The organism is Rhodococcus globerulus (assembly GCF_019334125.1).
Taxonomy (GTDB): domain Bacteria; phylum Actinomycetota; class Actinomycetes; order Mycobacteriales; family Mycobacteriaceae; genus Rhodococcus_F; species Rhodococcus_F globerula.
Map to the genome: position 1 here is coordinate 4,220,731 of NZ_CP079698.1, position 23,459 is coordinate 4,244,189.

The 23,459-nt window shown below is 62.6% G+C and carries 25 protein-coding genes and 1 pseudogene; 13 read left to right on the top strand and 13 right to left on the bottom strand.

Annotated elements, in window-relative coordinates; all coding sequences use genetic code 11:
* Positions 1 to 69: 69 nt before the first annotated feature.
* Complete coding sequence (locus KYT97_RS19200; protein WP_033235253.1) at positions 70 to 981, top strand: cation efflux transmembrane domain-containing protein; 912 nt, start codon at positions 70 to 72, stop codon at positions 979 to 981.
* 23 nt (positions 982 to 1,004) lie between these two features.
* Here KYT97_RS19200 and KYT97_RS19205 read toward each other — a convergent pair whose 3' ends face one another.
* Positions 1,005 to 2,006, bottom strand: coding sequence for a PHP domain-containing protein (locus KYT97_RS19205; RefSeq protein ID WP_092805259.1), 1,002 nt, complete (start codon positions 2,004 to 2,006; stop codon positions 1,005 to 1,007).
* 60 nt (positions 2,007 to 2,066) lie between these two features.
* Here KYT97_RS19205 and KYT97_RS19210 point away from each other — a divergent pair.
* The 4 genes and pseudogenes from KYT97_RS19210 to KYT97_RS19225 all read left to right on the top strand — a co-directional run.
* Positions 2,067 to 2,468 (top strand): annotated as a pseudogene (locus KYT97_RS19210) (TIGR03668 family PPOX class F420-dependent oxidoreductase); the annotation flags it as partial.
* On the top strand, positions 2,469 to 3,185 hold the full coding sequence (locus KYT97_RS19215; protein WP_219113029.1) for a cyclase family protein: 717 nt from the start codon (positions 2,469 to 2,471) through the stop codon (positions 3,183 to 3,185). It begins immediately after the preceding pseudogene.
* A gap of 143 nt (positions 3,186 to 3,328) precedes the next feature.
* Positions 3,329 to 4,459 (top strand): ABC transporter permease, encoded by a 1,131-nt coding sequence (locus KYT97_RS19220; RefSeq protein ID WP_219110477.1) that lies wholly within the window; start codon positions 3,329 to 3,331, stop codon positions 4,457 to 4,459.
* The gene (locus KYT97_RS19225; protein ID WP_141485287.1) at positions 4,456 to 5,139 is read left to right on the top strand and encodes an ABC transporter ATP-binding protein; all 684 of its coding nucleotides are present in this window, start codon (positions 4,456 to 4,458) and stop codon (positions 5,137 to 5,139) included. The genes KYT97_RS19220 and KYT97_RS19225 overlap by 4 nt, the downstream gene beginning before the upstream one ends.
* Here KYT97_RS19225 and KYT97_RS19230 read toward each other — a convergent pair.
* Genes KYT97_RS19230 through KYT97_RS19240 form a run of 3 tightly spaced genes read right to left on the bottom strand, consistent with a single transcriptional unit; the run spans position 5,063 to position 7,650 of the window.
* Entirely contained in the window at positions 5,063 to 5,995 is a 933-nt protein-coding gene (locus tag KYT97_RS19230; protein WP_218833738.1) for a metal ABC transporter permease, read from the bottom strand. The genes KYT97_RS19225 and KYT97_RS19230 overlap by 77 nt on opposite strands.
* Positions 5,996 to 5,998: 3 nt before the next feature.
* Positions 5,999 to 6,730 (bottom strand): metal ABC transporter ATP-binding protein, encoded by a 732-nt coding sequence (locus tag KYT97_RS19235; RefSeq protein ID WP_033235265.1) that lies wholly within the window; start codon positions 6,728 to 6,730, stop codon positions 5,999 to 6,001.
* Positions 6,727 to 7,650, bottom strand: a complete 924-nt coding sequence (locus KYT97_RS19240; protein ID WP_219110478.1) for a metal ABC transporter substrate-binding protein — start codon at positions 7,648 to 7,650, stop codon at positions 6,727 to 6,729. Before KYT97_RS19240 ends, KYT97_RS19235 begins: the two co-directional genes overlap by 4 nt.
* A 77-nt stretch (positions 7,651 to 7,727) precedes the next feature.
* On the opposite strand from KYT97_RS19240, the gene KYT97_RS19245 reads away from it, so the two are divergent.
* The 6 genes from KYT97_RS19245 to KYT97_RS19270 all read left to right on the top strand — a co-directional run bounded on the left by KYT97_RS19245 (position 7,728) and on the right by KYT97_RS19270 (position 11,589).
* Positions 7,728 to 8,402: an SDR family oxidoreductase gene (locus KYT97_RS19245; protein WP_045066016.1), complete on the top strand. Its 675-nt coding sequence runs from the start codon at positions 7,728 to 7,730 to the stop codon at positions 8,400 to 8,402.
* A 116-nt stretch (positions 8,403 to 8,518) separates the two neighbouring features.
* Entirely contained in the window at positions 8,519 to 8,668 is a 150-nt protein-coding gene (locus KYT97_RS19250) for a hypothetical protein (protein WP_155276689.1), read from the top strand.
* A complete protein-coding gene (locus tag KYT97_RS19255) occupies positions 8,665 to 9,564 on the top strand; it encodes a TIGR04222 domain-containing membrane protein (protein WP_219110479.1) in 900 nt (299 codons plus the stop codon). The genes KYT97_RS19250 and KYT97_RS19255 overlap by 4 nt, the downstream gene beginning before the upstream one ends.
* Complete coding sequence (locus KYT97_RS19260; RefSeq protein ID WP_219110480.1) at positions 9,561 to 10,436, top strand: TIGR04222 domain-containing membrane protein; 876 nt, start codon at positions 9,561 to 9,563, stop codon at positions 10,434 to 10,436. Before KYT97_RS19255 ends, KYT97_RS19260 begins: the two co-directional genes overlap by 4 nt.
* Positions 10,433 to 11,257 carry an MbnB/TglH/ChrH family RiPP precursor modification enzyme gene (locus tag KYT97_RS19265; protein ID WP_219110481.1) on the top strand — a complete coding sequence of 275 codons (825 nt, stop codon included), beginning with the start codon at positions 10,433 to 10,435 and terminating at the stop codon, positions 11,255 to 11,257. Before KYT97_RS19260 ends, KYT97_RS19265 begins: the two co-directional genes overlap by 4 nt.
* On the top strand, positions 11,254 to 11,589 hold the full coding sequence (locus KYT97_RS19270) for an SCO6045 C-terminal-like domain-containing protein (protein ID WP_095887527.1): 336 nt from the start codon (positions 11,254 to 11,256) through the stop codon (positions 11,587 to 11,589). The genes KYT97_RS19265 and KYT97_RS19270 overlap by 4 nt, the downstream gene beginning before the upstream one ends.
* Here KYT97_RS19270 and KYT97_RS19275 read toward each other — a convergent pair.
* The 8 genes from KYT97_RS19275 to leuS all read right to left on the bottom strand — a co-directional run bounded on the left by KYT97_RS19275 (position 11,578) and on the right by leuS (position 21,242).
* A complete protein-coding gene (locus tag KYT97_RS19275) occupies positions 11,578 to 12,372 on the bottom strand; it encodes a family 1 encapsulin nanocompartment shell protein (RefSeq protein ID WP_033235271.1) in 795 nt (264 codons plus the stop codon). The two genes, KYT97_RS19270 and KYT97_RS19275, sit on opposite strands and share 12 nt — an antisense overlap.
* Positions 12,369 to 13,436 (bottom strand): Dyp-type peroxidase, encoded by a 1,068-nt coding sequence (locus tag KYT97_RS19280; protein ID WP_095888072.1) that lies wholly within the window; start codon positions 13,434 to 13,436, stop codon positions 12,369 to 12,371. Before KYT97_RS19280 ends, KYT97_RS19275 begins: the two co-directional genes overlap by 4 nt.
* Before the next feature lie 56 nt (positions 13,437 to 13,492).
* A complete protein-coding gene (locus KYT97_RS19285; protein ID WP_219110482.1) occupies positions 13,493 to 14,449 on the bottom strand; it encodes an SMP-30/gluconolactonase/LRE family protein in 957 nt (318 codons plus the stop codon).
* Between the two features lie 33 nt (positions 14,450 to 14,482).
* Positions 14,483 to 15,439, bottom strand: a complete 957-nt coding sequence (locus KYT97_RS19290; RefSeq protein ID WP_141485294.1) for an alpha/beta fold hydrolase — start codon at positions 15,437 to 15,439, stop codon at positions 14,483 to 14,485.
* 1 nt (position 15,440) lies between these two features.
* Positions 15,441 to 15,815, bottom strand: a complete 375-nt coding sequence (locus tag KYT97_RS19295; RefSeq protein ID WP_033235274.1) for a nuclear transport factor 2 family protein — start codon at positions 15,813 to 15,815, stop codon at positions 15,441 to 15,443.
* 65 nt (positions 15,816 to 15,880) lie between these two features.
* Positions 15,881 to 16,561, bottom strand: a complete 681-nt coding sequence (locus tag KYT97_RS19300) for a hypothetical protein (protein ID WP_219110483.1) — start codon at positions 16,559 to 16,561, stop codon at positions 15,881 to 15,883.
* Between the two features lie 63 nt (positions 16,562 to 16,624).
* Positions 16,625 to 18,130: an MFS transporter gene (locus KYT97_RS19305; RefSeq protein ID WP_045066027.1), complete on the bottom strand. Its 1,506-nt coding sequence runs from the start codon at positions 18,128 to 18,130 to the stop codon at positions 16,625 to 16,627.
* 265 nt (positions 18,131 to 18,395) lie between these two features.
* On the bottom strand, positions 18,396 to 21,242 hold the full coding sequence (gene leuS / locus KYT97_RS19310; protein ID WP_219110484.1) for a leucine--tRNA ligase: 2,847 nt from the start codon (positions 21,240 to 21,242) through the stop codon (positions 18,396 to 18,398).
* 102 nt (positions 21,243 to 21,344) lie between these two features.
* On the opposite strand from leuS, the gene KYT97_RS19315 reads away from it, so the two are divergent.
* Together KYT97_RS19315 and KYT97_RS19320 are read left to right on the top strand one after the other, a co-directional pair.
* Positions 21,345 to 21,824 carry an SdpI family protein gene (locus KYT97_RS19315; protein WP_045066030.1) on the top strand — a complete coding sequence of 160 codons (480 nt, stop codon included), beginning with the start codon at positions 21,345 to 21,347 and terminating at the stop codon, positions 21,822 to 21,824.
* Between the two features lie 5 nt (positions 21,825 to 21,829).
* Positions 21,830 to 22,786 carry a DUF1648 domain-containing protein gene (locus KYT97_RS19320; RefSeq protein WP_219110485.1) on the top strand — a complete coding sequence of 319 codons (957 nt, stop codon included), beginning with the start codon at positions 21,830 to 21,832 and terminating at the stop codon, positions 22,784 to 22,786.
* On the opposite strand, the gene KYT97_RS19325 is transcribed toward KYT97_RS19320, so the two are convergent.
* A complete protein-coding gene (locus KYT97_RS19325; protein ID WP_219110486.1) occupies positions 22,783 to 23,451 on the bottom strand; it encodes a FadR/GntR family transcriptional regulator in 669 nt (222 codons plus the stop codon). The genes KYT97_RS19320 and KYT97_RS19325 overlap by 4 nt on opposite strands.
* Between the last annotated feature and the right edge of the window lie 8 nt (positions 23,452 to 23,459).

The window sequence follows — 23,459 nt, forward strand, 5'->3', positions numbered from 1 at the left end:
TTTCTCGGAACCACTTTGCTGGTATTCCTACGGGAAGAAGTTACTAAACCGACAAGGCGGTTGCGGGTCATGGGCATCAAAGAAGAGTCAGCGGAGCGCGAGCGCAAGACCCTGCGGTACTCGCTGATGGTTGCGACAGCCTTGGCAGTCCTGGCCGCGGTGTGGGGGTGGATCTCGCAGTCTCAGGTAATCCTGCTCGACGGTGTGTACGCACTGATCGGCATGGTTCTGACCTGGATGTCGCTGCGCGTCTCCCGGATCGCAGATTCAGGCCCGACGGCGCGCTTCCCGTTCGGCAAGGAAGCTCTGATTCCGGTGGTGATCGCCATTCAGGGCATGGCATTGTTGGCGACTCTCGCGTACGCCGCCGTAGAGGCCGTACGGGTCATCCTGGCCGGCGGAGCCGATGTGACGGCCGGGTCGCTCGCAGCTTACGGCGCGATCAGTGCAGCAGTGTCCGTACTGATCTGGCGCTACGTCGGAAAGGTCGACCGCACATCCGATCTCCTGGTGGCCGAGGCCAGGCAGTGGGGAGCCTCGGCCGCCTTCAGCGCGCTGGTTGCCGTAGGCGCCGTTGTCGCAATGATCCTGGGGCGCACCGATTTCTCCGATGCCGATCGATACGTCGACTCCGTGCTCGTCCTGATCGGCTGTGCGATGCTGGTCCCACAACCCTTGGCTCTGTTGCGAACTGCTCTGGTGGAACTGCTCGAAGGCGCTCCCAGTCAACAGGTTCAGGCGCATGTCCACGACGCGATCGCAGCTGTTCGCGATGAATTCGATTTGGATGAACCAGCCCTGACGATGAGCAAGGTTGGCCGCAAGCTGTACATCGAAGCCATGTTCATGGTCCCTCCCCATACGTGGGAGATCGACGACGAAGATGCGGTACGACGCACATTCGCCAAACACCTCGCCGATCTGCCGTACGAACCATGGCTCAACATCGAACTGACCACAGATCCTGCCTTGATGCTGTAGAACCATCGCACTCAAACGCGGCGTTAGTTGCCAGCCCATTCGAGGAGCGCGTCGGCCGTCCACGTGTTGATCACCCGATCGGCGTCGACGCCGCACTTTTCGGCGCGCTCGCACCCGTAGCCCTGCCATGCCAATTGGCCGGGAGCATGAGCGTCGGTGTCGATGGAGAACATGCAGTCGAGATCGAGGGCCAACTCGATCAACCGCGACGGTGGATCACGACGTTCGGGCCGGGAATTGATCTCCACAGCAGTACCGGATTCGCGGCAGGCTTCGAATACTCTCTCGGCATCGAACTGCGATTCGGGACGAGTACCGCGACCACCCTCGACAAGCCGGCCGGTACAGTGGCCGAGAATGTCTACCCGCGGATTACGCACCGCGGCAAGCATTCTGCGAGTCATGGCCTCGCGTTCGGATCGCAGTTTGGAATGCACACTCGCCACCACGATATCGAGTTCGTCGAGCAGATCCGGGTCCTGATCGAGGGAACCGTCTTCGAGGATGTCGACCTCGATACCCGTAAGGATTCGGAACGGGGCCAGTTCCGCATTCAATGCGGCAATGACGTCGAGTTGCGCTCGCAGGCGATCCGCGGACAGCCCGTTGGCGACGGTCAGACGCGGTGAGTGATCGGTGAGCGCGCAGTAGTCATGGCCCAACGCGGCAGCCCGTCGCATCATTTCCTCGATGGGGCTGCCTCCGTCGGACCAATCGGAGTGCGTGTGCAGATCGCCGCGCAAAGCCTGCCGCAGCGGGCCGTCGCCGATAGGTTGCGCCTGTCCCCGCAACTCGGCGAGGTACTCGGGAACACCGTCGTACGACTGGGCAATGATCGTCGCTGTTTTGGGTCCGATGCCGGTGAGGGCTTTCCAACTGTCGGCTTTGCGACGCGATTCCTTCTCGTCGTCCGACAGCCCTGCGAAGACCTCAGCGGCACGCCGGTAGGCCTTCACTCGGTGCGTCTCGGCCCGCGATCGTTCGAGCCAGTAGGCGATCTCCCGAAGCGCTTCATCCGGTTCCATGGGTCCACTGTTCCGTCAGCAGCGGCTCGCGGCAACCCCTGATCCACTTACGCTGTGGATATGGACGATCCGAAAGCACGATTCTCCACAGCACGAGTAGCACGACTGGCGACCGCCGATACCAACAGTGTTCCCCACATCGTGCCGCTCGTGTTTGTTGTTGTCGGCAACACCGTCTACTCGTGTGTCGACCACAAACCGAAAACCACAACCGCACTTCGCCGGCTGAAGAACATAGCCGCGACGGGCCACGTCAGCCTGCTGGTCGATCGCTACGACGACGACTGGTCGCAGCTGTGGTGGGTACGGGCGGACGGTGATGCCGAAATTCTGGAGCCGGGAACCGACGAGGCGGAGAGCGCGATCGACGCCCTGGCTTCGAAATATCCTCAATACGTTGACACCCGCCCGAACGGGCAGGTGATCGCGGTACGCAATGTCCGCTGGTCTTCGTGGGAATCGCTGCAAAGCAACAGCTTTGGCACACCGCATCGCATCGTCTCGCTCTCACATGTCAACGACCCCGCATCCACGCCGATCTTTCCCGGCGACCCGGAGTTCGCCCTCGAGACGGCCACCACCGTCGAAGCTGACGGCTATTACCTGCAGTACGTCAAGCAGGGCGAACACACCGGAACCCATTGGGGCGCACCGGCACATTTTGAACTCGGCGGGCTGTCCGCGGATCAATTGGATCCTGCCGACCTGTACTTACCCGCAGTGAAAATCGACATCCGGGAGAAGTCTGCCCGGAATTCCGACTACATTCTCAGGGTCGACGATCTGGTCGACTGGGAATCGAGGCACGGGCGGATACCGGACGGCGCTGCCGTGATCTTGTGGACCGGCTGGGAATCCCGTTGGGGCACAGATCTGTACGCGAACATCGACGCCTCCGGTATTCATCAGCCGGGCTTCGGCGTCGACGCAGTTCGGTGGCTCCTCGATTCCGGACGGTTGGGCCGACGAGGCGCCCTGGGTACCGACACCTTCGGACCCGACGCCGGGAGCGACGACAGCTACGCCGTCTCCACCCTGCTGTACGGCGCCCATCGCATCAGTCTGGAGAATCTTGCCAACCTGAGTGCCCTCCCCACCACGGGTGCGCATGTGCTTGTGGGAGGCACTGTCAATCGTGGCGGTTCCGGGTCGCCGGCGACGGTGTATGCGCTGATCTGACGTAGATAACGACACTTACCGACACCCTGTCGACATGTTCCCGACAGGGCGTCGGTATGATTACGACACAGTGTCGTAATAGCTACAGCGTCGTAATTGTCGTACAACCGTCGGCCAGGTCGCCGACACACTTCGGAGGCATCATGTTTCTGGCCGTGCGCGAACTCGTGTTCGCGCGAACTCGATTTTTGCTGATGGGCGCCGTGATCGCCCTCATCTCGATCCTGATGGTGATCATGGCCGGACTGTCTTCCGGCCTCGTCAACGACGGCGTATCGGGCCTGCAACGCACACCGGCACAAGCCTTTGCATTTGCCGAAGGCACCAAATCCGATTCCGCATTCAGCCGTTCGGTGGTCACCGAAGAGCAGGCCCAAGCCTGGCGTGAGCGTCCCGACGTAGCCAATGCAGCCCTGTTCGGAAACATGATCGTGAATGCAAAAACCCAGAACGGCACCCCCGTCGACCTCACACTTTTCGGGATCGAGCCTGGCTCGTTCCTCGAACCTGCGGCCGCAGAAGGTACCGCGCTGAGCGGCGAGAACACCGTCATCGTCAGCAACACCGCCCGCGACGAGGGTGTGAATCTCGGCGATACAGTCACCGTCGACCGCCTCGGAACGGATCTGACAGTTGTCGGATTCACCAGTGACCAAAGAACTTTCGGCCACGTCGACGTTGCGTATGTTCCGCTGAGCACCTGGCAACAGATCCATGCCGGCACCAAGGCCGGTGAGGCACCGCGCGCCGACGCCTACAACGAGGGCAGTGTTATCGCCATCCAAGGCGTCGACGGTGCACTTCCCGATCTGAGTGCCGGCGACGCTGCTGCCGGAACCGCATCGAAGACGTTGACTGAATCTTTCGAATCCTCACCGGGTTACAGCGCCGAGATGATGACGATGACGATGATCAAGGCCTTCCTGTACGCAATATCAGCCTTGGTGGTCGGTGCGTTCTTCACCATCTGGACGGTGCAGCGCAGCCGCGAAATCGCAGTCATGCGCGCCATGGGAGCGTCCACCGGATTTCTGCTGCGCGACGGTCTGATGCAGGCTGTGATCGTCCTCGTTGCATCCGTATTGACCGGTGTGGCCGTAGGTTTGGGTCTCGGTAGCCTGCTCACCGGATCCGGGATGCCGTTTGCTCTCGAGGCGGGCCCCGTCGTCAGCGGTGCAGCACTGCTCACCGTCCTCGGTCTTGCCGGAGCCGTTGTTGCCATCGCCCGCATCTCGTCTGTGGACCCCCTTGCCGCGCTAGGAGAAAACCGATGACCGTTACAACTGCCACGCTCGGATTGAATCTTGCTGCGGCGCAGCTCTGTTTCGGCGACGGCGACAACAACGTCACCGCACTCGACAATGTCGACCTGAGTGTGTTGCCCGGCGAGATCGTAGCCGTCGTCGGCCCGTCCGGTGCCGGAAAATCCAGTCTGCTTGCCGTTGCCGGTGGACTGACAACCCCGACGGGCGGCACCGTGACCGTGAACGGCACCACCATTACCGGCCTGTCCAAGAAGAAACTGGCCGAGTTTCGCCGCGACAACATCGGATTCGTGTTCCAGTCCGGCAATCTCATTCCGGCGTTGAGCGCGACCGATCAGTTGCGTCTGGTCGAGAAGATCACCGGCCGAAAGGGATCGAAAACACCGGCAGAATTGCTCGAGGCCGTCGGGATGACCCACCGCGCCAGCAGACGACCGGGTCAACTGTCCGGTGGTGAGCGTCAACGAGTGGGCATTGCGCGCGCTCTGATCAGCGATCCTTCCGTACTGTTGGTGGACGAGCCCACCGCAGCGCTCGACCGGCAACGCAGCCACGACATCGTCGAACTACTTGCCCGCGAAACTCACTCGAGCGGCGTCGCCACCGTCATGGTCACCCACGATCACGAAGTGCTTCGTCACTGCGATCGAGTTCTGGAGATGATTGACGGGCGCCTGCAGGCGCACTGAGCGATCGTCTGCGCCGCTGCACAATCCACTTGGCCAGAACCCCGTGACTGGGGCTGAACAGATAGACCAGAGTGAAGACGATCCCTTGCGTCATCACCACCATGCCGCCGGACGCAGTGTCGAGGTAGTAACTGATGTAGATGCCGGTGATCGCGCATGCTGCCGATATGGCGGGCGCGATCATCAACATCCGCGAAAACCTGTCGGTCAGAAGGTAAGCCGTTGCACCGGGAATGATCAGCATGGCAACCACCAGCACGACCCCGACGGCCTGCAGCGCGACCACGGCGGTGAGCGCGAGAACTCCCAACAGCAACGCACTGAGGCGCTTGGGGGAGAGCCCGATTGCGTTGGCGTGGACGGGATCGAAGGCAAACAGCGTGAGATCGCGGCGCTTGACCAGTAGTACGCCAAGGGCCACAGCACCGAGCACTGCCACCTGCAGAAGATCCGACGAACTCACGCCGAGCAAGTTACCGAAGATGATGTGATTGAGGTCGGTCTGGCTCGGCGTGACCGAGATCAACACCAACCCGAAGGCAAAGAGTGTGGTGAAGACGATCCCGATCGCGGCGTCCTCCTTGACGCGACTCGTGTTGCGTATCAATCCGATCAACGCGACGGCGATCAGCCCGAAGATCAGAGCGCCGATGGCAAACGGTGCTCCGACGACGTAAGCCAGCACCACTCCCGGCAGGACGGCGTGGGACACGGCATCACCCATGAGCGACCACCCGATGAGCACCAACCAGCAGCTGAGCACGCCGCACACCACCGCGGCGACCACGGCAACAGCCAAGGCGCGCACCATGAATCCGTATTCGAGCGGATCGAGAAGTAGTTCCACGATGTTCATCGATCAGGTCCTGTCCATCACGTCGAGGCCGAAGGCGAGGGCAAGGTTCTCCGGCCGAAGCACGGTATCGGGGTCGGAATGGACCAGTACCTTCCGCATGAGAAGTACCGCTTCGTCACACAGTTTCGGAACCGCGTGGAGGTCATGCGTCGAGACCAGAATCGACCGTCCGTCGGCCGCCAATTCCCGAAGAAGTGTGGAAATAGTTGCCTCGGAACGCTTGTCGACGCCCGCAAAAGGCTCGTCGAGCAACAGGATCGACGCGTCCTGCGCAATGCCGCGCGCAACAAACGCGCGCTTCTTCTGACCACCGGACAGCTGCCCGATCTGGCGGTCCGCGAATTCTGTCAGTTGCACTCGCTCCAGAGCATGGGCAACAGCATCTCGATCAGCGCGTCGTGGACGCCGGGTGAACCCCATGTGCCCGTACCGGCCCATCATCACCACGTCGCGAACACTGATCGGAAAACTCCAGTCGACGTCCTCGCTCTGCGGAACGTATCCGACGTACCCCTTCTTGCGGGCCACCACCGCCTCGATGCCGGCGATACGCACAGACCCGCTGTCCGGCTTGATCATTCCCATGATCACCTTGAACAACGTCGACTTTCCCGAGCCGTTCATCCCGATCAGGCCGCACACGCTGCCCGAGTTCAGCGTCAGGTCGACGTGCTCGAGCGCATGCACGTCGCCGTAGTGGACGCTGACGTTCTCGACGCGGATCGCTTCGCTCATGATGTCCCTCCGGTGAGTCCGCCGAGGATGACGTCGGTGTCGTGACGAATCATGTCCAGGTACGTGGGCACGGGGCCGTCTGCTTCGGACAACGAGTCGACGTACAGAGTGCCGCCGAATTTCGCTCCCGTTGCGCCGACAACCTGCTGCATCGGGGCATCCGAGACCGTCGACTCGCAGAACACCGCGGGAACTGCGTTGGCCCGGACGAAGTCGATGGCCGCAATGATCTGTTGCGGGGTGGCTTGCTGCTCGGCGTTGACGGGCCAGATGTACGCCTCACTGAGCCCGGCATCTCGGGTGAGGTAGGAGAACGCGCCCTCACAGCTCACCAGCGCGCGTTGACCGGCAGGCAGCGTTGCCAGTCCGCTGACCAGCCGATCCTGCACCGATTGGAGTTCCGCCTTGTACTTCGCCCCGTTCTCGGCAAATGCTGCTGCATTATCCGGATCAAGGTCGCTGAACGCGGCCACCATCTTGTCGACGTAGATCTGTGTGTTCAACGGCGACATCCACGCATGCGGATTGGGCTTGCCCGCATAGGCGTCACCAGCGATGGGAATGCCCTCGACGCCCTCACTCACCACGACGTGCGGCACGTCGAGGCCGTCTACGAACTTGGCGAACCACGCTTCGAGATTCATGCCGTTGTCGAGGATCAAATCGGCCTCGTTGGCACGACGAATGTCACCGGGAGTCGGTTCGTATCCGTGGATCTCGGCTCCGGCCTTGGTGATCGACTCGACGCGAAGATTGTCGCCCGCGACGTTCTGCGCGATGTCCGAGAGGACGGTGAACGTCGTCAGTACTACCGGGCGGTCATCGTCGGCGGAGTTCACCGCAGAGCATCCAGCGAGGAACACTGCCGCCAGAGCAACAATCCCCAGGCGGCGGTAGTTTTTCGCGTCGCGAGTTGTCATAGTAAAACTCTAATGTCAGGGCTATCAAATACACAAGTTCGGGTAGCCGAACAATCATGGGTCGTTAAGCTCAGCCCATGCGTCCTACTGCCTTGATCACCGGTTCCAGCCGCGGCCTCGGAGCTGCGATAGCGCGCGAACTCGCACCGACCCACGACCTGGTGCTCGGCGCCCGTTCCGCGGCTTCCCTCGAGGCGATCACCGCCGAACTGCCCGGTTCCACATCGTGGCCCGTCGACCTCACCGATTACGACGCCGTCGCCGCATCCGTTCCCGTCAACAAGCTGAATGTCCTGGTGCACAATGCCGGTATCGCGGATCTCGGGACCATCGAGGAATCCTCGGTCGATCAGTGGCGGCGCACATTCGAGGCCAATGTCATCGCCGTAGCCGAACTGACTCGCGTACTCCTTCCCGCTCTCCGTGCCGGCGGCGGTCACGTCGTGCTGATCAACTCCGGCGCCGGACTGCGCGCCAATGCCGGCTGGGGATCGTACGCAGCCAGCAAGTTTGCACTCCGGGCGTTCGGCGACGCATTGCGGCTCGAGGAACCGTCGTTGCGCGTGACGTCCATCCACCCGGGCAGAATCGACACCGATATGCAGCGCGAGATTGTTGCCGGGGAGGGCGGAAACTACGAACCGAGCAGCTTCCTGAAGGCCTCCACTGTGGCGCGTGCGGTGCGCACTGCCGTCGAAACTCCCGCCGACGCTCATCCGACGGAGGTAGTTCTCCGACCTACCGGCCGGTAAAACTCCTGTTCGACGGTAACAGAATGGTGACGATCGACCCCTGGATATCGCTTTCTCGCAACGCGCCCCGATACTGACATCAGTTGTAGGACAAGGACGTTGAAAGGTGGAGCGCAATGAACAATCATACGGACAAGTGGGAATTTTCCACTGAACCTTGCCGCGCGCGATACGTCGCCGCCACCCACGGCGCGTTGGCGATCGCCCGCCCCCTGACGCCTGCTGAAATGGGCATCCTGACCGACAGCGGGGGGTGGGGAGGATGAGCACCTACGCAGCCGACACCTGGGGAATTCCCAGCCAGACCTTCCTGCAGTGGTACCTCGTAGCCGCTGCAGTCGCTGTTGGACTGTCTCTCTACAGCCGTATGGCAGCACGCCGGTCACCAACAGTTGTCGACGCGGTTCGACGGCCACTGACGCCCCCCGAAGTCGGTGCTCTGACGAGCGACTACCAGGCCATCCTCGCCTCGATGGCAATACTGCGCAGCGCCGATCTCATCACCACCGCCGGGAAAGCCGCACGAGTCCTGACCAAGGAGGACAAGGGCCGCCTGGACTGGTTCACCCGCACTCTCCACAAGCGGCTCGGCAGCGGCACAGTACCGCTACGTCAAGTGCGCCTGCTCGGGCGGATGAATGTCGCGCTCGCCCAACTCCGTACTGGACTGATCGACTGGGGCTACCTTCAGCGCCCGCAGCAGGGCGTCGACGCACTCTTGCGGACCACCCCTCTGGTGGCAGTCATCGGCCTCGGCGTGGTCCGGTTGATCTTCGGCGTAGCCGGTGGCAAGCCCGTCGGATTTCTGCTTCTGACGATCGTCGTGTTGGCAGCGTTGATTCCGTTGCTACGCATCAATCGTCGACGCACTGCGTTAGGTGAAAGCGAACTGCGTCGACTCAAGCATGAGAACTCGTACCTCTCGCCCAAACTGCGGCCGTCGTTCACCAGCTACGGGCCATCTCTCGCCGGGTTGTCGGCAGCCCTGTTCGGTTCCGGCGCACTGGTTCTGGTTGATCCGGCCTTGGCAGGAGCTGTGGCTGCCGGCGCGGCGTACAGCCCCGGCGGTGGAGGCTCGAGTTCCCACAGTTGCGGCTCGTTCTCGGGTTCGGATGGTGGCGGTAGCAGCAGCAGTTGTGGAGGCGGGGGGTGCGGAGGATGAACGCCTACGCCGCCGACACCTGGGGAATTCCCAGCCGAGAATTCCTGTACGGCTACATCATTGTCGCTATTACGCTGGTTATTCTGACCGTCTTGTGGCGCTTGACGCTTCGAGCACGCCAGGTCCCCGTCGAGTTCATCGATCAGCTCACCCCACCCGAAGTCGGCATGCTCACGGGTGAGGCCCGCGCTATCGCAGCATCGTTGGCAATCCTGCGCGGCGCCGGTCTGATCACGATCGACGGCGCGGTTCTCCGGCCGCTGGGACCAGGTGACGCGACACTCGATTGGTACACCCGCACGGTCTACGACAAGTTGGCTGAGCAAGCCTCACCCCACCGTCGACGCCAACTGGCCGAACGAATGACGGTGGAATCGGCGCAGCTGCGGGACTCACTGGTAGACAAGGGATATCTGACGGCGCCGAGTACACGGCGGTCGATCTGGTTCGCCACTCTTCCCCTGAAAATCCTGGTGGCAGTCGGAGTCGTGAGAATCGTGTTCGGGGTGGTGGGCGACAAGCCTTTCGAGTTCCTGCTTCTCGCTGTGATCGCCACAGGCTTCATGATCCCCGTCCTCGGATTGACGTTCGATCGCACAGCATCAGGCAACGCGGCGCGGTCTGCGTTGACGAAGTCTCACGACTACCTCGCTCCACGCAACAACCCCGCGTTCTCCGCCTACGGACCACGATTGGCCGGCATGTCCGCGGCTCTCTTCGCCGGATCGGCGTTCCTGATGATCAATCCGGCGCTGGCGTCCGCAGCGGGAATCGGCGCCGACGGAGGAAGCAGTGGAGGCGGCGACGGCAGCGGAAGTAGTTGTGGCGGTGGCGGCGGATGTGGTGGCGGCGGCGGCGGGTGCGGGGGATGACTCTCCACGGCCTCGGAATCGGCTGGCGCCCCGAAATCTCGGGGATCATCGCTCAGCTGGACGGCCTCGCGTTCTGTGAGGTGATTGCGGAATCCCTCGGCAGTTCACTGCCGCCCGAACTGGAACGGCTAGCCGTTCCGGTTATCCCACACGGCATTTCCCTGTCGCTGGGTGGCGCGGACCCGCTAGATCCTCGGCGCGTCGAGCACCTGGCCCAGGTAGCCGGGCTGCGCGGCGTGCCGATGGTCAGCGAACACATCGCGTTTGTCCGCGCCGGCGGCATCGAAGCGGGGCACCTGTTGCCGGTTCCCCGGACGTACGAGGCTCTGGATGTCCTGACGCGCAACATCACCCACGTCCAGGAGAGTCTTCCCGTACCCCTCGCGGTGGAGAACATCGCGGCTCTCTTCGACTGGCCGGACGACGAACTCACCGAGGGTGAGTTTCTGTCGGAACTGATCGAACGCACCGAGGTTCGGTTGGTACTCGACATCGCGAATGTCTACGCGAATGCGCTCAACCGTGGCCTGGATGCATGGACCGAATTGTGCCGACTACCCCTGGAACACATTGCGTATTGCCATATCGCCGGTGGCAGCGTGCACGACGGCAAGTACCACGACACCCACACCGATCCCGTTCCCCGGCAGGTCGTGGAACTGCTCGAGCAATTCACCGCGGCAGGGCACCATCCCGCGATCATGCTCGAGCGGGACGGTAATTACCCACCAGCGCACGAACTTCTGGGCGAACTCGATGCCATAGCCGATGCTGCAGGACTGCGTCGTATCACCGCGAATACCGAGTGGTCACGCACATGAGCAGCCTCGGAGCACGTCAAGAGGCCCTGATACGGGCGTTGGTCGCGGGCGGTGAATTACCGCCGGGATTCAATGCAGCGGACACCACTGTCGCGTCGGTGGCCCTGATTCGCAAGCGCGCCGGAGAAGTGGCGCACCACCTTCCGATGGTGCGCCACACCCTTGGCGATCGATATCTCGAGTTGTTCACGGCCTGGGCCGTCGGGCGACCGAAGACGTCGTCACATGCCGACGCCCAAGCGTTTGTCGCCCACCTGCAGGACAGCGGCGAACTGCCGCGCCGGCCCTGGTATCGACGGTTACCAGTTCAGTATCGACGGTTACGTCAGTGAGACAACGGCTTCACTGGTGTACATGAGGAATGTCATCGACTCCTGGAAGTACAGTTCCACCGATTCGGCATCATGCGACAGATAGCCGATCGACAGATCCTGCCCGATGTGCAACTCGTAATCGCCACCGCGCGTGGACATCAGGAACGCACCGTCGATAGCCGGAGCCCAGATGATGTCGCCGTCGAGCACCCGCCTGATGTGCTCGCGAATCGGGTAGCCGTGGTCGGAGGTTTCGTTGATCTGAGTGAACGCATCTGCGTTGAGCAGCAACGAATACGGGCCGTTGACACCGGCCAGACGCAACGCCGTGAGAGCCTGGCTGATGGCCTCGGGGTAATCCTTGGCGTCGGCAGGCAGCTTCAGTTCAGGGTTGGAACCACTCGCGCGCACACCCGTGATATTTGCCGCCGGGTATCCCTCGAACACGGCACGATCCTCGGCAAAGGCGATCTTCTGAGCCGCGTCCTTGACCGGCTGCCAATCGGAATCCTTTGCGCCGCGCTCGACGTCGTCGATTGCCTGGCGGCTGACGGTGAACGGCACCCTCAGTTCGATGATCGGCTGCGACTGACGAGCGTGTGCGATCACCCCGTCCGCGAGTGAACTGATCGGAACCTGATGCCCTAACGCAACACAGGCAAGATCGTCGCCCGACGGACCCTCGACGTCGACAACCCGGCGGCCGGCAACGTGACGCTTGAAGGTGCGGCTGGCCTCTTCTTCGATCTCGGCCCACGCTGCTGCCGAAATGGGTGCTAGGTCGCGGTGCAGGTTTGTCATTGCTGGGCACTCCTTTTGAGACTGCCGATTCCGAGAGAACCGTCAGAGATGGGCTTTGTGAACGTTGCTTCGGGGACGAGCCTGGCCGGCACGTCCGGGGGATCATCGAGAAAATCCGCCGTCGGAACGAAGAAATTGATACCGGTGACGGCGGTCGAGAAATCGAGAATGCGGTCGTAGTTGCCGACGGGATTCCCGATGAACATGTTGCGGAGCATCTGCTCGGTGACCGTCGGCGATGCCGAGTAACCGATGAAGTAGGTGCCCATCTCCGCCGAGCCGACATGGCCGAACGGCATGTTGTCACGCAGAATCTGGATCTGCTCGCCAGATTCGTCCTCGATGACGGTGAGTGCGGTGTGAGCGTTGGAGGGCTTGGTGTCGTCGTCCATCTCGAGGTCTTCGAGCTTGGAGCGTCCGATGACGTTCTCCTGCTCCTCAACGGGCAGAGCATTCCACTCCGACATGTCGTGGAGATACTTCTGGACGATGACGTAGCTGCTGCCCGCGAACTCCGGATCCTCGTCGCCGACAGTGACCGCGACATATGCCGCTTGCCCGGACGGGTTCTCGGTGCCGTCCACGAACCCCATCAGATCGCGCTGCTCGAAATACTTGAATCCGTGCACCTCGTCGACCACGGAAGCCGCCCCGGCCAACCTCGTCGTCACAACCGAAGCGAACTCGAAGCACAGATCCATCTGACGGGCCCGGATGTGGAACAGCAGGTCACCCGGCGTGCGGGGAGCGTGGTGTTTGTCACCGGTCAGCTCGACAAACGGATGCAGTTCCGCAGGTCGCGGGCCCTCGAACAATCGGTCCCAGGCATCCGAACCGATGCCGACCACGGTGGCCAAGCCACCTGCGGGAACCCGGAATCCGATGGATCGCTGCAGCCCCGAGATATCAGCCAGAACGTCGTGAACTGCCTGCTCACCACCCTCGTCGATGGTGAAAACCAGGAAGATCGCAGCCTCCGTGAGCGGCGTCAGCAGTGGCTGGGGTACCGCGGGCAGGCTTGTCCCAGCTCTCTCGGCCTCGTCGATCGCACTCGTTTCCGCCATGCAGACCAGTATGGCCGATTTGGACACTCCCGGCAGCAGTAGTCGAGAAGTCCGCCTTACGGTGTCGCCGCCTGAGCACCCGCGTCGAATCCCGCCGGAATCTCGAAAATCCGGCCGTCGAAGCCGGCCCGGTAGAGGTGTCCGGCCGCAAATCCGGAATTGCCGCGCCCGTAGGTCAACACGCTCGATGCCTGAAGTCCACTGGTGAGCGCGCAGTACTGACCGGGGCCGTCGATACGCCACACCTCACCGCTGATGTCCGTGGGGACGATCGCGCGGTCTTGCGAATCCAACGTCAAACCATCTGGGGCTGAGAATATTTCGAGACCACTGAGATCAACCAGCGACTCCGAATAGCCCGGATTGTCGACGGAGATGCGGCTGACTCCCGGATTGGCAAACGTGCGCGACACGTAAAGCCACCGATTATCGGCACTCAATGCGGCCCCGTTAGCACTCGGGAGGCTCGCCCACACCGGGTCTACGGCGCCGTTGGGGCTGACCTTTCCGATCAGCGAACCAAAATCGTTGGTGGCATAGATCGTTCCGTCATGTGCCACGGCAAGACCATTTGCAGCACTCAGGCCACCGGCGATCGGCGTCACGACACCCGAGTTCACGTCCACCCGCGCGACCGACGCAGCCCGCGTCAGATCGCCGATCAGCACGCCGGCGTTGGCTCCGGTTCCCACCAGCAGTGAACCGTCCGGGCTCCACGCGAGTGCGCCCGCACCGCCGGGAACCGTCGCGATCGGGACTGCTGCCGCACCCGGCGCGTCGACTCGGAAGATGCGCCCACTCACCAGGTCTGTCGCGTACAGGCGACCCTGCCCGTCCACGGTGACACCCTCGAGGGCCGCGCCCGGAATCTGGGCGCTGAGGATTGCGGGGGACGATCCAGGGCAGGGCGGAGCGGCGGCGGCACCGGACACACCCAGAGCCAGAAGCGAACCGGCAACAAGAGCACCGGTGATACCCACTCGAATACCGCGATCGAAGATCCTGGTGCGCATCTGCGCAACGCTAGACCTTTGGCCCGATTTCGCCTAGAGAGACCGAAGGAAAGAGATCAAAAGTTCATTGACCTCGGCAGCACGTTCTTGTTGTACGAAGTGCCCCGCGCCGCCGAGAAGGTGCACACCTCGCAAGTCGGGGACGGTGTCCTTCATGCGGTCCAATGCCTTGGGGCCGCTCATCGCGATGACCGGATCCTCGGCGCCCGCGACGAAGAGCGTCGGGACGTTGATGTGAGCGCCGTCCAAATCCGCACTGCGTTCCCAATTGGCGTCGTAGGCTCGGTACCAGCTCAAGCCACCGGTGAATCCTGTTGCAGTAAAAGTCTTTACGTAGACATCGAAGTCCTCTTCCGTGAGCCACGACCACGGCAACGCGGGCGCCTCGGGGAGTACGTCCAGGTAGCCGTTTCCCTCGGAGGGGTGATCCCACACATCGAGGTATCGATAGGCACCGGACAAAGCGTGGAAGAGTCGCTGCAGGAATTCACGCGGCTGGGCGTCGAGTTCCCGCTCCGCCACACCTGGTTCTTGGAAGTAGTGGATGTGCAGAAAGTGCTTGCGCGCCATGGCGGCGTAGATTGTGGACGGCCTGGCCGGAAAGCGGTCCGGCGCATAGGGAACCGCCAAGGAGACCAGCCCCGCAACACGATCCGGGTAGCGCAGAGCGGTGGTCCACGCAGCCGGTGCGCCAAAATCGTGACCGACAAAGACGGCTTTGTCGATTCCGAGAGCGTCGAGAAGCGCGATCATCCGGGCGGCGACCGCGTCGTTGGTGTATTCGTCGATCGCATCGGGGCGTGTAGTGCCGCCGTAACCGGGCATGTCGAGCGCGATCGCCCGAAAACCCGCGTCTGCCAAGGCCGTCGACTGATGTCGATAGCTGTAGCCGAGGCCAGGGAAGCCGTGACACAGAACCACAGCTGTCCCTGAACCGGAATCGTCCATCTGCCAACGGAATCCGTCGACATCAATCGTCTTCACCGTCATGTCAGGCGCTGATCATGTCTTCCTGGTTCCAGAATGCGCGCATCGACAGGATCTTTCCGTCGTCGTCGAAGGTCATGACGTCGATGGGCGCGATGGTCAGCGTCTGCTCACCGAGCTTGGTGATCAGCGAGAAGTGGAAGGCCGCTTCGTTTCCGGCAATGCGGAGGGTGTGCAGGTGAGCTTCCTGGTCGAAGTTCTCGATCACGGAGTAGAACTCGAGAATGGACTCGCGGGTGGTGCGCACGTCGGAACCAACCGGGTCTTCGACCGTTGCACCCTCGGCATACAGGGCCACAACCTGGGCGGCAGTGCCCGTGGCGACTGTCTCGATGTAGGCGTCGACGGTCTTGCGGATTACCTCTGCGGACGGTGCCATGGTCTACCCCTCGTAGTTAGAACAGGTTCTAATTCTGAGGATAACCTACGTCTCTGATCCACGGGTCAGGTTTCGAGCACCTTGCGCAGGCGAGCCTTCTTCCGGTTCTCCCGCACGATCCAGACGACATCGGTGTCGTCCGACGCCTCCAGGCAGACGAATGCCTGCAGGGCGTTCTCCGGATCCGCCGCGACCGCGACGCTCCAGCAGTATCCGAGCGCCTGCCGGAGAGTACGTGTGTCGGCGTCACGACGGGAATCAGCTGGTTGCGAGACGATCCACTCGGTAGCGTCTCGGCACACCCGGACGGCCAGCACAGCGTTGGTCTTGTCCTTCAGCAACCGCGGCTCGCAGATCCCGGCAGCCGCTGCGCGCAGCATCAATGGATGGGTGGAGCGTGCCCACTGCTCGATGATCGCCCGGAACAATTCCGGATCCGTGTCGCCTATCGCCTGAACAGCCATCGCGGCAGCTTCACGTGCACGCCACGACGCACTGGTGGTCGCCTCCGTCAGACTGCCCAAAACAGCCTTGTCGCGCGAACGAACAAGGATGAATCCGAACCCGACGATCCCACAGCAGCGGATGTATTCGTCTTCGGACTCCACCGCCTGCAGGATGTCGTCGCTGTCGGCGCCGCGCGCGAACTCGAGCATGAGCGCGAGGTTCGCGCGCGGGCCGGGCAATCCTGAACGCTCCTGCAGATAACTCCACAGTTCATCGCCGTCCAGATCCGCGAACGTCATGGGAGTCCTTTCGTCGGTACACCCAATCCTGTCAGCCCGGATCTACACGCGCAGCATTTCCGATCAGTGAGCAGGAAGGAGGGACGTCTCCTGCGCCGCGCCGTCTTCTGCGCCGATCTGGACGATGTTTCGCGGCAGGAACACAGCTGCGATCGCGCCGAGAACTGCTGCAGCAGCGCCGATCAGGAACGCGATACGCATGCCCTCGTCGGTGTAGAACACAGCGCCCTCCATCGCCATCGCGATGTGCGAGTTCAAGACCGTGAAGGCGATGACGGGAAGCACTGCGGGGAAGATGCTCTGGAAGACCGCGACCATGCTCGCCGTGGTCGCCTGCAACTGCGGCGGCACTGCTTCGATGAGCAGGTTCGGAATCGACGCGTAGCCCATACCCATACCGACGCCGAAGATTCCGGCAAAGATGATGAGCAGCGGCTTGTTGTCGTGGATGGTCGCTGTCAAGGTGAACCCGACCGCCATGAGGGTCATGCCGATGATCATCAGCAGACGAGGTCGGATGTTGCGGCCAACGAGGAAGCCGACGATCAAGCCACCGACCACTACCATGCCGCCCAGAGGCGCCTGGAAGATCGCGAATCCTTCTGCCGTGACGCCGAATCCGTATCCCAACCCGAGGACTGCTGGGGTCATCACCATCATCGGTAGCAGAATCGTGAATACGCCCGAAGCGCCGTAGCAGAACCCTGCGCCGACGGCAGTGAGCATCACCGAACGCTTACCGAAGTAGCGCAGGTCGATCAGCGGCTCACGGATGGCGCGAGCAGAGGCCACCCACGCGATCAGTAGCGCGACGCCGCCGATCAGATAAGCCAGCGTCGAACCACTCTTCCAGCCCCAGGTCGGACCGAAGCTGACGCCGATCAGAATTCCTGCGATACCCGATCCGAGGAGCGCCGCACCGATCAGATCGACCGACGAGCGTAGTCGCACAGCAGATTCCGCCGTCGAAGCGAAGATCATGCCGCCAAGGATGATCAACCCGACGAAGAAGAACCAGAAGATGCTCCGGAAACCGTGGTTGTCGATCAACCAACCCGTGAGGAACGGCGCCGGAATAGCGATCAGACCCATACCGGAAGTTGCGATACTGACTGCCAGCGCAACAGTTTTCGGCGGAAACACATCTCGAATGAGGGAGTAGCTCAAGAACAAGCATGGAACGAGCAGACCCGTCAGCGCCCGGCCCAGAATCAGGACGGCATAGCTCGGCGCGATCGCCGAGATGAAGGATCCGACTGCTGCACCCGCAACCGCAAGGAGCAGGATTTTTCGCTTGCCGTACATGTCTGCCAGCTTGCCGAGCAGTGGCGACGCAACCGCACCCAGCAGCAGGAACGACGTCAGCAGCCAGGCTCCCTGCGTCGTTTGATAGTGCACCGAAATTGCGGGCAACGCCGTGGAAATCATCATGTAGCTCACTGCGAGCATTTCCAGGAGTAGAACGATTGACGCCAGCGAGAACACCAATCGCGGAGTCCACCGCTCCGGTATCGATGTCGGTTCAGACAGACTGGGAGACGAACCGGAGCTGTGGACATCAGACGCCATGGCTGGAGATCCTTTCGGGAAATCTGCGAATTCGATTGACCCCCTGTCGAATACAGCCAACCGGGGGCCTTGCTGGGAAGTGCGGTGAACGACAGCTACCGATCTCGGTAACGTGTTACCTGCATCACAGCCCTCGCGTCGAACGCGCGCTACGCCATGTTCCGCGGAGCGGGACAATCAGGACAACGACTGAACGGCCCCCAGATACGACTGTGCGCCCTTCTGGTAGCCGGAACTACCAAAAGGGCGCACAGGGCCGAAGGCCCTACAGGACGATGTTCACCATCTTGCCGGGCACGACGATCACCTTGCGGGGCGCATTGCCCTCGAGCAGGGCAACGATCTTCTCGTCGGCCAGCGCGATCTCCTCGACAGCCTTGCGATCGGCGTCGGCCGGGACGCTGATGCGGCTACGCACCTTGCCGTTGACCTGGATCGGGTACTCGACGGTGTCCTCGACGAGCCACTTCTCCTCGACAGCCGGGAAGGGCCCGTGCGCAAGGGATTCCGTGTGACCGAGGCGTGACCACAGCTCTTCTGCCAGGTGCGGTGCCAGGGGAGCGAGCATCAGCACCAGCGGTTCGACGGCGGAGCGCGGAGCGCCGCCGGGGAAGGCCTTGGTGAGGTGGTTGTTGTACTCGATCAGCTTGGCGGCCGCAGTGTTGTCGCGCAGTGCGGTGTAATCCTCGCTGACACCGGCGATTGCCTTGTTGAGTGCACGAAGCGTCTCTTCGCCCGGGGCGTCGTCGGTGACGCGGGGCTTGCCGGTCTCCTCGTCGATGACAACACGCCACACGCGCTGCAGGAAGCGCGAAGCACCGACGACGTCCTTGGTCGCCCAGGGACGCGAGGTGTCCAGCGGACCCATCGACATCTCGTACACACGGAGAGTGTCCGCACCGAATTCGGCGCAGATCTCGTCCGGCGCAACGGCATTCTTCAGGCTCTTGCCCATCTTGCCGTACTCACGGTTGACCTCGGCGCCGTCGTAGAAGTACTTGCCGTCCTTCTCGACGACCTCTTCGGCGGGCACGTAGACGCCACGGGCATCGGTGTACGCGAAGGCCTGGATGTAGCCCTGGTTGTACAGGCGACGGTACGGCTCGCTCGAGGACACATAGCCCAGGTCGAAGAGCACCTTGTGCCAGAACCGCGAGTACAGCAGGTGCAGCACCGCGTGCTCGACGCCGCCGACGTAGAGGTCGACTCCACCGGGATCGTTGGGGCCGTGCAGCTCCGGACGCGGGCCCGTCCAGTAGGCCTCGTTCTGCGGATCGCAGAATGTGTCCTGGTTGGTGGGGTCGATGTAGCGCAGCTGGTACCACGAGCTACCGGCCCACTGCGGCATGACGTTGGTGTCGCGGTGGTAGGTCTGCAGGCCGTCGCCGAGGTCGAGTTCGACGTTGACCCAGTCGGTTGCCTTGTTCAGCGGGGGAGAGGGCTCTGAGTTGGCGTCGTCCGGATCGAAGGACACGGGTGCGTAGTCCTCGACCTCCGGAAGAACCACCGGCAGAGCCGAATCCGGTAGAGCATGCGCGTTTCCGGCAGCGTCGTACACGATCGGGAAAGGCTCGCCCCAGTAACGCTGACGCGCGAAGAGCCAGTCGCGCAGCTTGTACTGGATGGTGCCCTTGCCGTGACCGGACTCCTCGAGCTTGCTGATGACGGTGGCCTTGGCCTCAGCCACGTCCAGACCGTCGAGGTAGTCGGAATTCACCAGAGCGCCGTCACCGGAGTACGCGGCCTCCGAAACATCGCCGCCGGCAATAACTTCGAGAATATCGAGACCGAAAGCGTTGGCGAACTCCCAGTCACGGTGATCGTGTCCCGGAACAGCCATGATCGCGCCGGTACCGTAGCCGGTCAGAACGTAATCGGCGATGAAGACCGGAACCTTGTGGCCGTTGACGGGGTTGATCGCGTAGGAACCGAGGAAGACGCCGGTCTTCTCCTTGTTTTCCTGACGCTCCAGGTCCGTCTTGGCAGCGATCGACTTACGGTATGCCGCAACAGCTTCCGCAGGAGTGGTGGCGCCACCGGTCCAGCGCGCGTCGACGCCTTCCGGCCATTCGTCGGCAACAAGCTTGTCGACCAGATCGTGCTCGGGAGCCAGCGTCACGTACGTGGCACCGAACAGCGTGTCGGGACGCGTCGTGAATACGTCGATGCCGTATTCACCTGCCGCAAAGGTAACTTCGGCGCCGTACGAGCGGCCGATCCAGTTGCGCTGCATGGCCTTGACCTTGTCCGGCCAATCCAGGTATTCGAGATCGTCGACCAGGCGGTCGGAGTACGCGGTGATGCGCATCATCCACTGCTGGAGGTGCTTGCGGAAGACGGGGAAGTTGCCGCGGTCGCTACGACCGTCGGCAGTGACCTCTTCGTTGGCCAGCACGGTACCCAGACCGGGGCACCAGTTCACCATCGAATCGGACTGGTAGACAAGGCGGTACGAGTCCACAACCTTGGCCTTCTCGGCCACGGTCAGCGAAGCCCAGTCGCGGCCGTCGTCGACAGCGCGTTCACCGGACTCGAACTCGGCTTCCAGCTCCGAGATACGACGGGCCTTGCCGGCCGCCTTGTCGTACCACGCGCCGTGGATCTGCAGGAAGATCCACTGCGTCCAGTGATAGAAGTCGACATCCGTCGTCGCCAGGCTACGACGCTCGTCATGGCCCAGGCCAAGGCGTCGGAGCTGACGCTTCATGTTGGCGATATTCGCCTCGGTGGTCGTGCGCGGGTGGGTACCCGTCTGCACGGCGTACTGCTCGGCCGGCAGACCGAAGGCGTCGTAGCCGAGGGTGTGCAGGACGTTGCGGCCGTGCATGCGATGGAAGCGCGCAAAGACGTCGGTGGCGATGTAGCCGAGCGGGTGGCCGACGTGCAGACCCGAACCCGAGGGGTACGGGAACATGTCCTGAACGAACAGCTTGTCGGCGGGCACGCCGTCGGGGGAGGAGAGCGGACCGACCGGATTGGGCGCGTTGAACGTGCCCTCCTCGCTCCAGCGGTCCTGCCAGCGCTGCTCGATCTGGCCGGCAAGCTCCGCGGTGTAGCGGTGCTGCGGGGTGGCGTCGACTGGTGAATCGGGGGACTGCGGAGACTCGGTCACTGTGGTCGCTATCTACTTGGCTGCCGTTGAATACCGTTAACCAGGGTAGAGCCTGCGCCACCCGGGCATACCATCAACTCCACTCGCGCCTATCCTGTATGGGTGATCGTTGTTGCTGTAGTGCTGTTCGTGCTCGCTCTTGCCGTTGGTGGAGTCGCTGTTGCCGGACTGATCGGCAAGCTTCCGCGTAACCGCTGGGCGGGTATCCGGACCCCGGATACGTTGCGAAGCGAAGAATCGTTTGCGCTCGCCAACAAGGTGGCAGGCCCGACGATGGCCGCTGCGGCAGGCCTCCTCGTTCTCGGTGGCATCGGCGCATTGACGATGAGCACCGCCATGGGCCTCGGCATCGCTCTTGTCGCCGTGGTGGGCGCAGTGTTCACCGCTGGTTTCGGCGGCAGCATCGGCGCCCGAGCGGCCGCAGCCCTGCCCGAGCAGAGCGGTTGCGGCAACGACTGCAACTGCGGACACACCGAAGAACCCGCGGCCGAAACCCCCGAAGCCAAGGCAAATGCCGCCGACTGCGGCACCGGCTCCTGCGGTGCCTGCTCGCTCAAGGATGCTTGCCAGCCGACTCATTGATTCACGTGAAACATCGTGTAATCGATCCCGCCGGGGCATTCTTCGGTCTCCTTATCCCCGTGCTGTGCGCGCTCGGCGGCGTTGTACTCACAACACTGTGGGACCCCCGGCTCCCCGACAAGATCGCCACGCACTGGTCCATGACGTCGGCCGACGGCTTTGCGACACCCACGACCAGCGCGTGGACGTTTGCTCTGCTGACCATTCTGTTCGGCGCCGGACTCTCGGCAATCGCAGCTCTCGCGCCCGCGATGCTGATGATGCGTCGATTCATGATTGTCCTCGGCCTGATCGTGGTGGGCATCATCACCGGTGGCCAGGTCGCATCGCTCCACGCTCAACTCGACGTGGTCGACCCGTCGTCCGTTCCCGCGCCCATCGGAGCCCTCGCGGCCGGAGCGCTCGGAGGATGCGTCGTCGGCCTGCTCGGAGCGTCGTTGCTACGCGACTATCGCCAGCGCACCGCGGCGACGGAAGCTCCGAACCGCGCTCTGCCCCGTAGCGACGCTGCACTGCCCATCACCGACGACGTCGGGTTCTCCACCAAGGGTTCCGTGATCTTCGGACTGATCATGGCGGCGCCCGGAATCATCCTCGGCCTGGTCAGCTCCGTCTGGTTCTTGGCACTGTTCCTCGTGCTTGCCGTGTTCTGCGTGACCCTCGTTCGCTTCCGTGTTGTTGTCGACACCACCGAGATCAAGGTGTTCAACATGGGCATGCCTGCCATGACCTACGGCGTCGACGAGGTTGTCGGTGCCAAGGTCGCGGAGATCAAACCATTTGCGGATTTCGGCGGCTGGGGACTCAAGAGCAAGGGGCGTCGCAACTACGGCATCGTCACGCGCACCGGCCCCGCAGTCGTCATTACTTTTGCGGGCGGCGACAAGCTCACCGTCACCACCCCGAAAGCCGACGACATCGCCGGCGCATTGAACAGCCTCGCCGACGCCCGGAGCAGTTAATCGATCGCGCTCGACCCGATCGCTTCCTTCGTCTTCTCGAGATAGCCACACGCGGCGCTGCGGGCTCTGTTGACATCTCGGTCCTCGATGGCTGCCGCGACTCCTCGGTGATGCAGCGACGTCAATGACGGCGGGTGCACACCTTCCGTCACGTTGTAGGTGGCTCGAACGGTTTCGAGGATGCCGGCAAACAATTCCTTCAGAACCGGATTGTGTGCGGCCTCGACAACCGCGATGTGGAAGCCGAGATCGACCTCGACAAAATCGTCCCCGGCGTGGTCTCGCTTCTCCGCCAGCTCACGCAGAATCCGGACGTCCTCGTCCGTGCGCCGCTCGCACGCCAATCGGACCGCCTCGACCTCGAGCGCCCGACGCACCTCGAAGACGTACGTCATCTCTTCGACCGCGGCGTGGCGGCCCAGCAGACCGCCGATATCCGTCCGCGCCCGGACAAAGGTGCCCGATCCCCGCCGGATCTCGAGCACACCCGTAGATGTCAGGGTCTTGATTGCCTCTCGGACAGTGTTCCGCCCGACGCCCAGGACGCTCATCAGCTCCGGCTCCGTCGGGATGCGATTGCCGACGGTCCACGAACCATCCGCGATCTGCGCACGCATCCACTCGAGGGATTGTTCGTACGCCGATTCCTTGCGAACCACTGTCATCTGCCCAT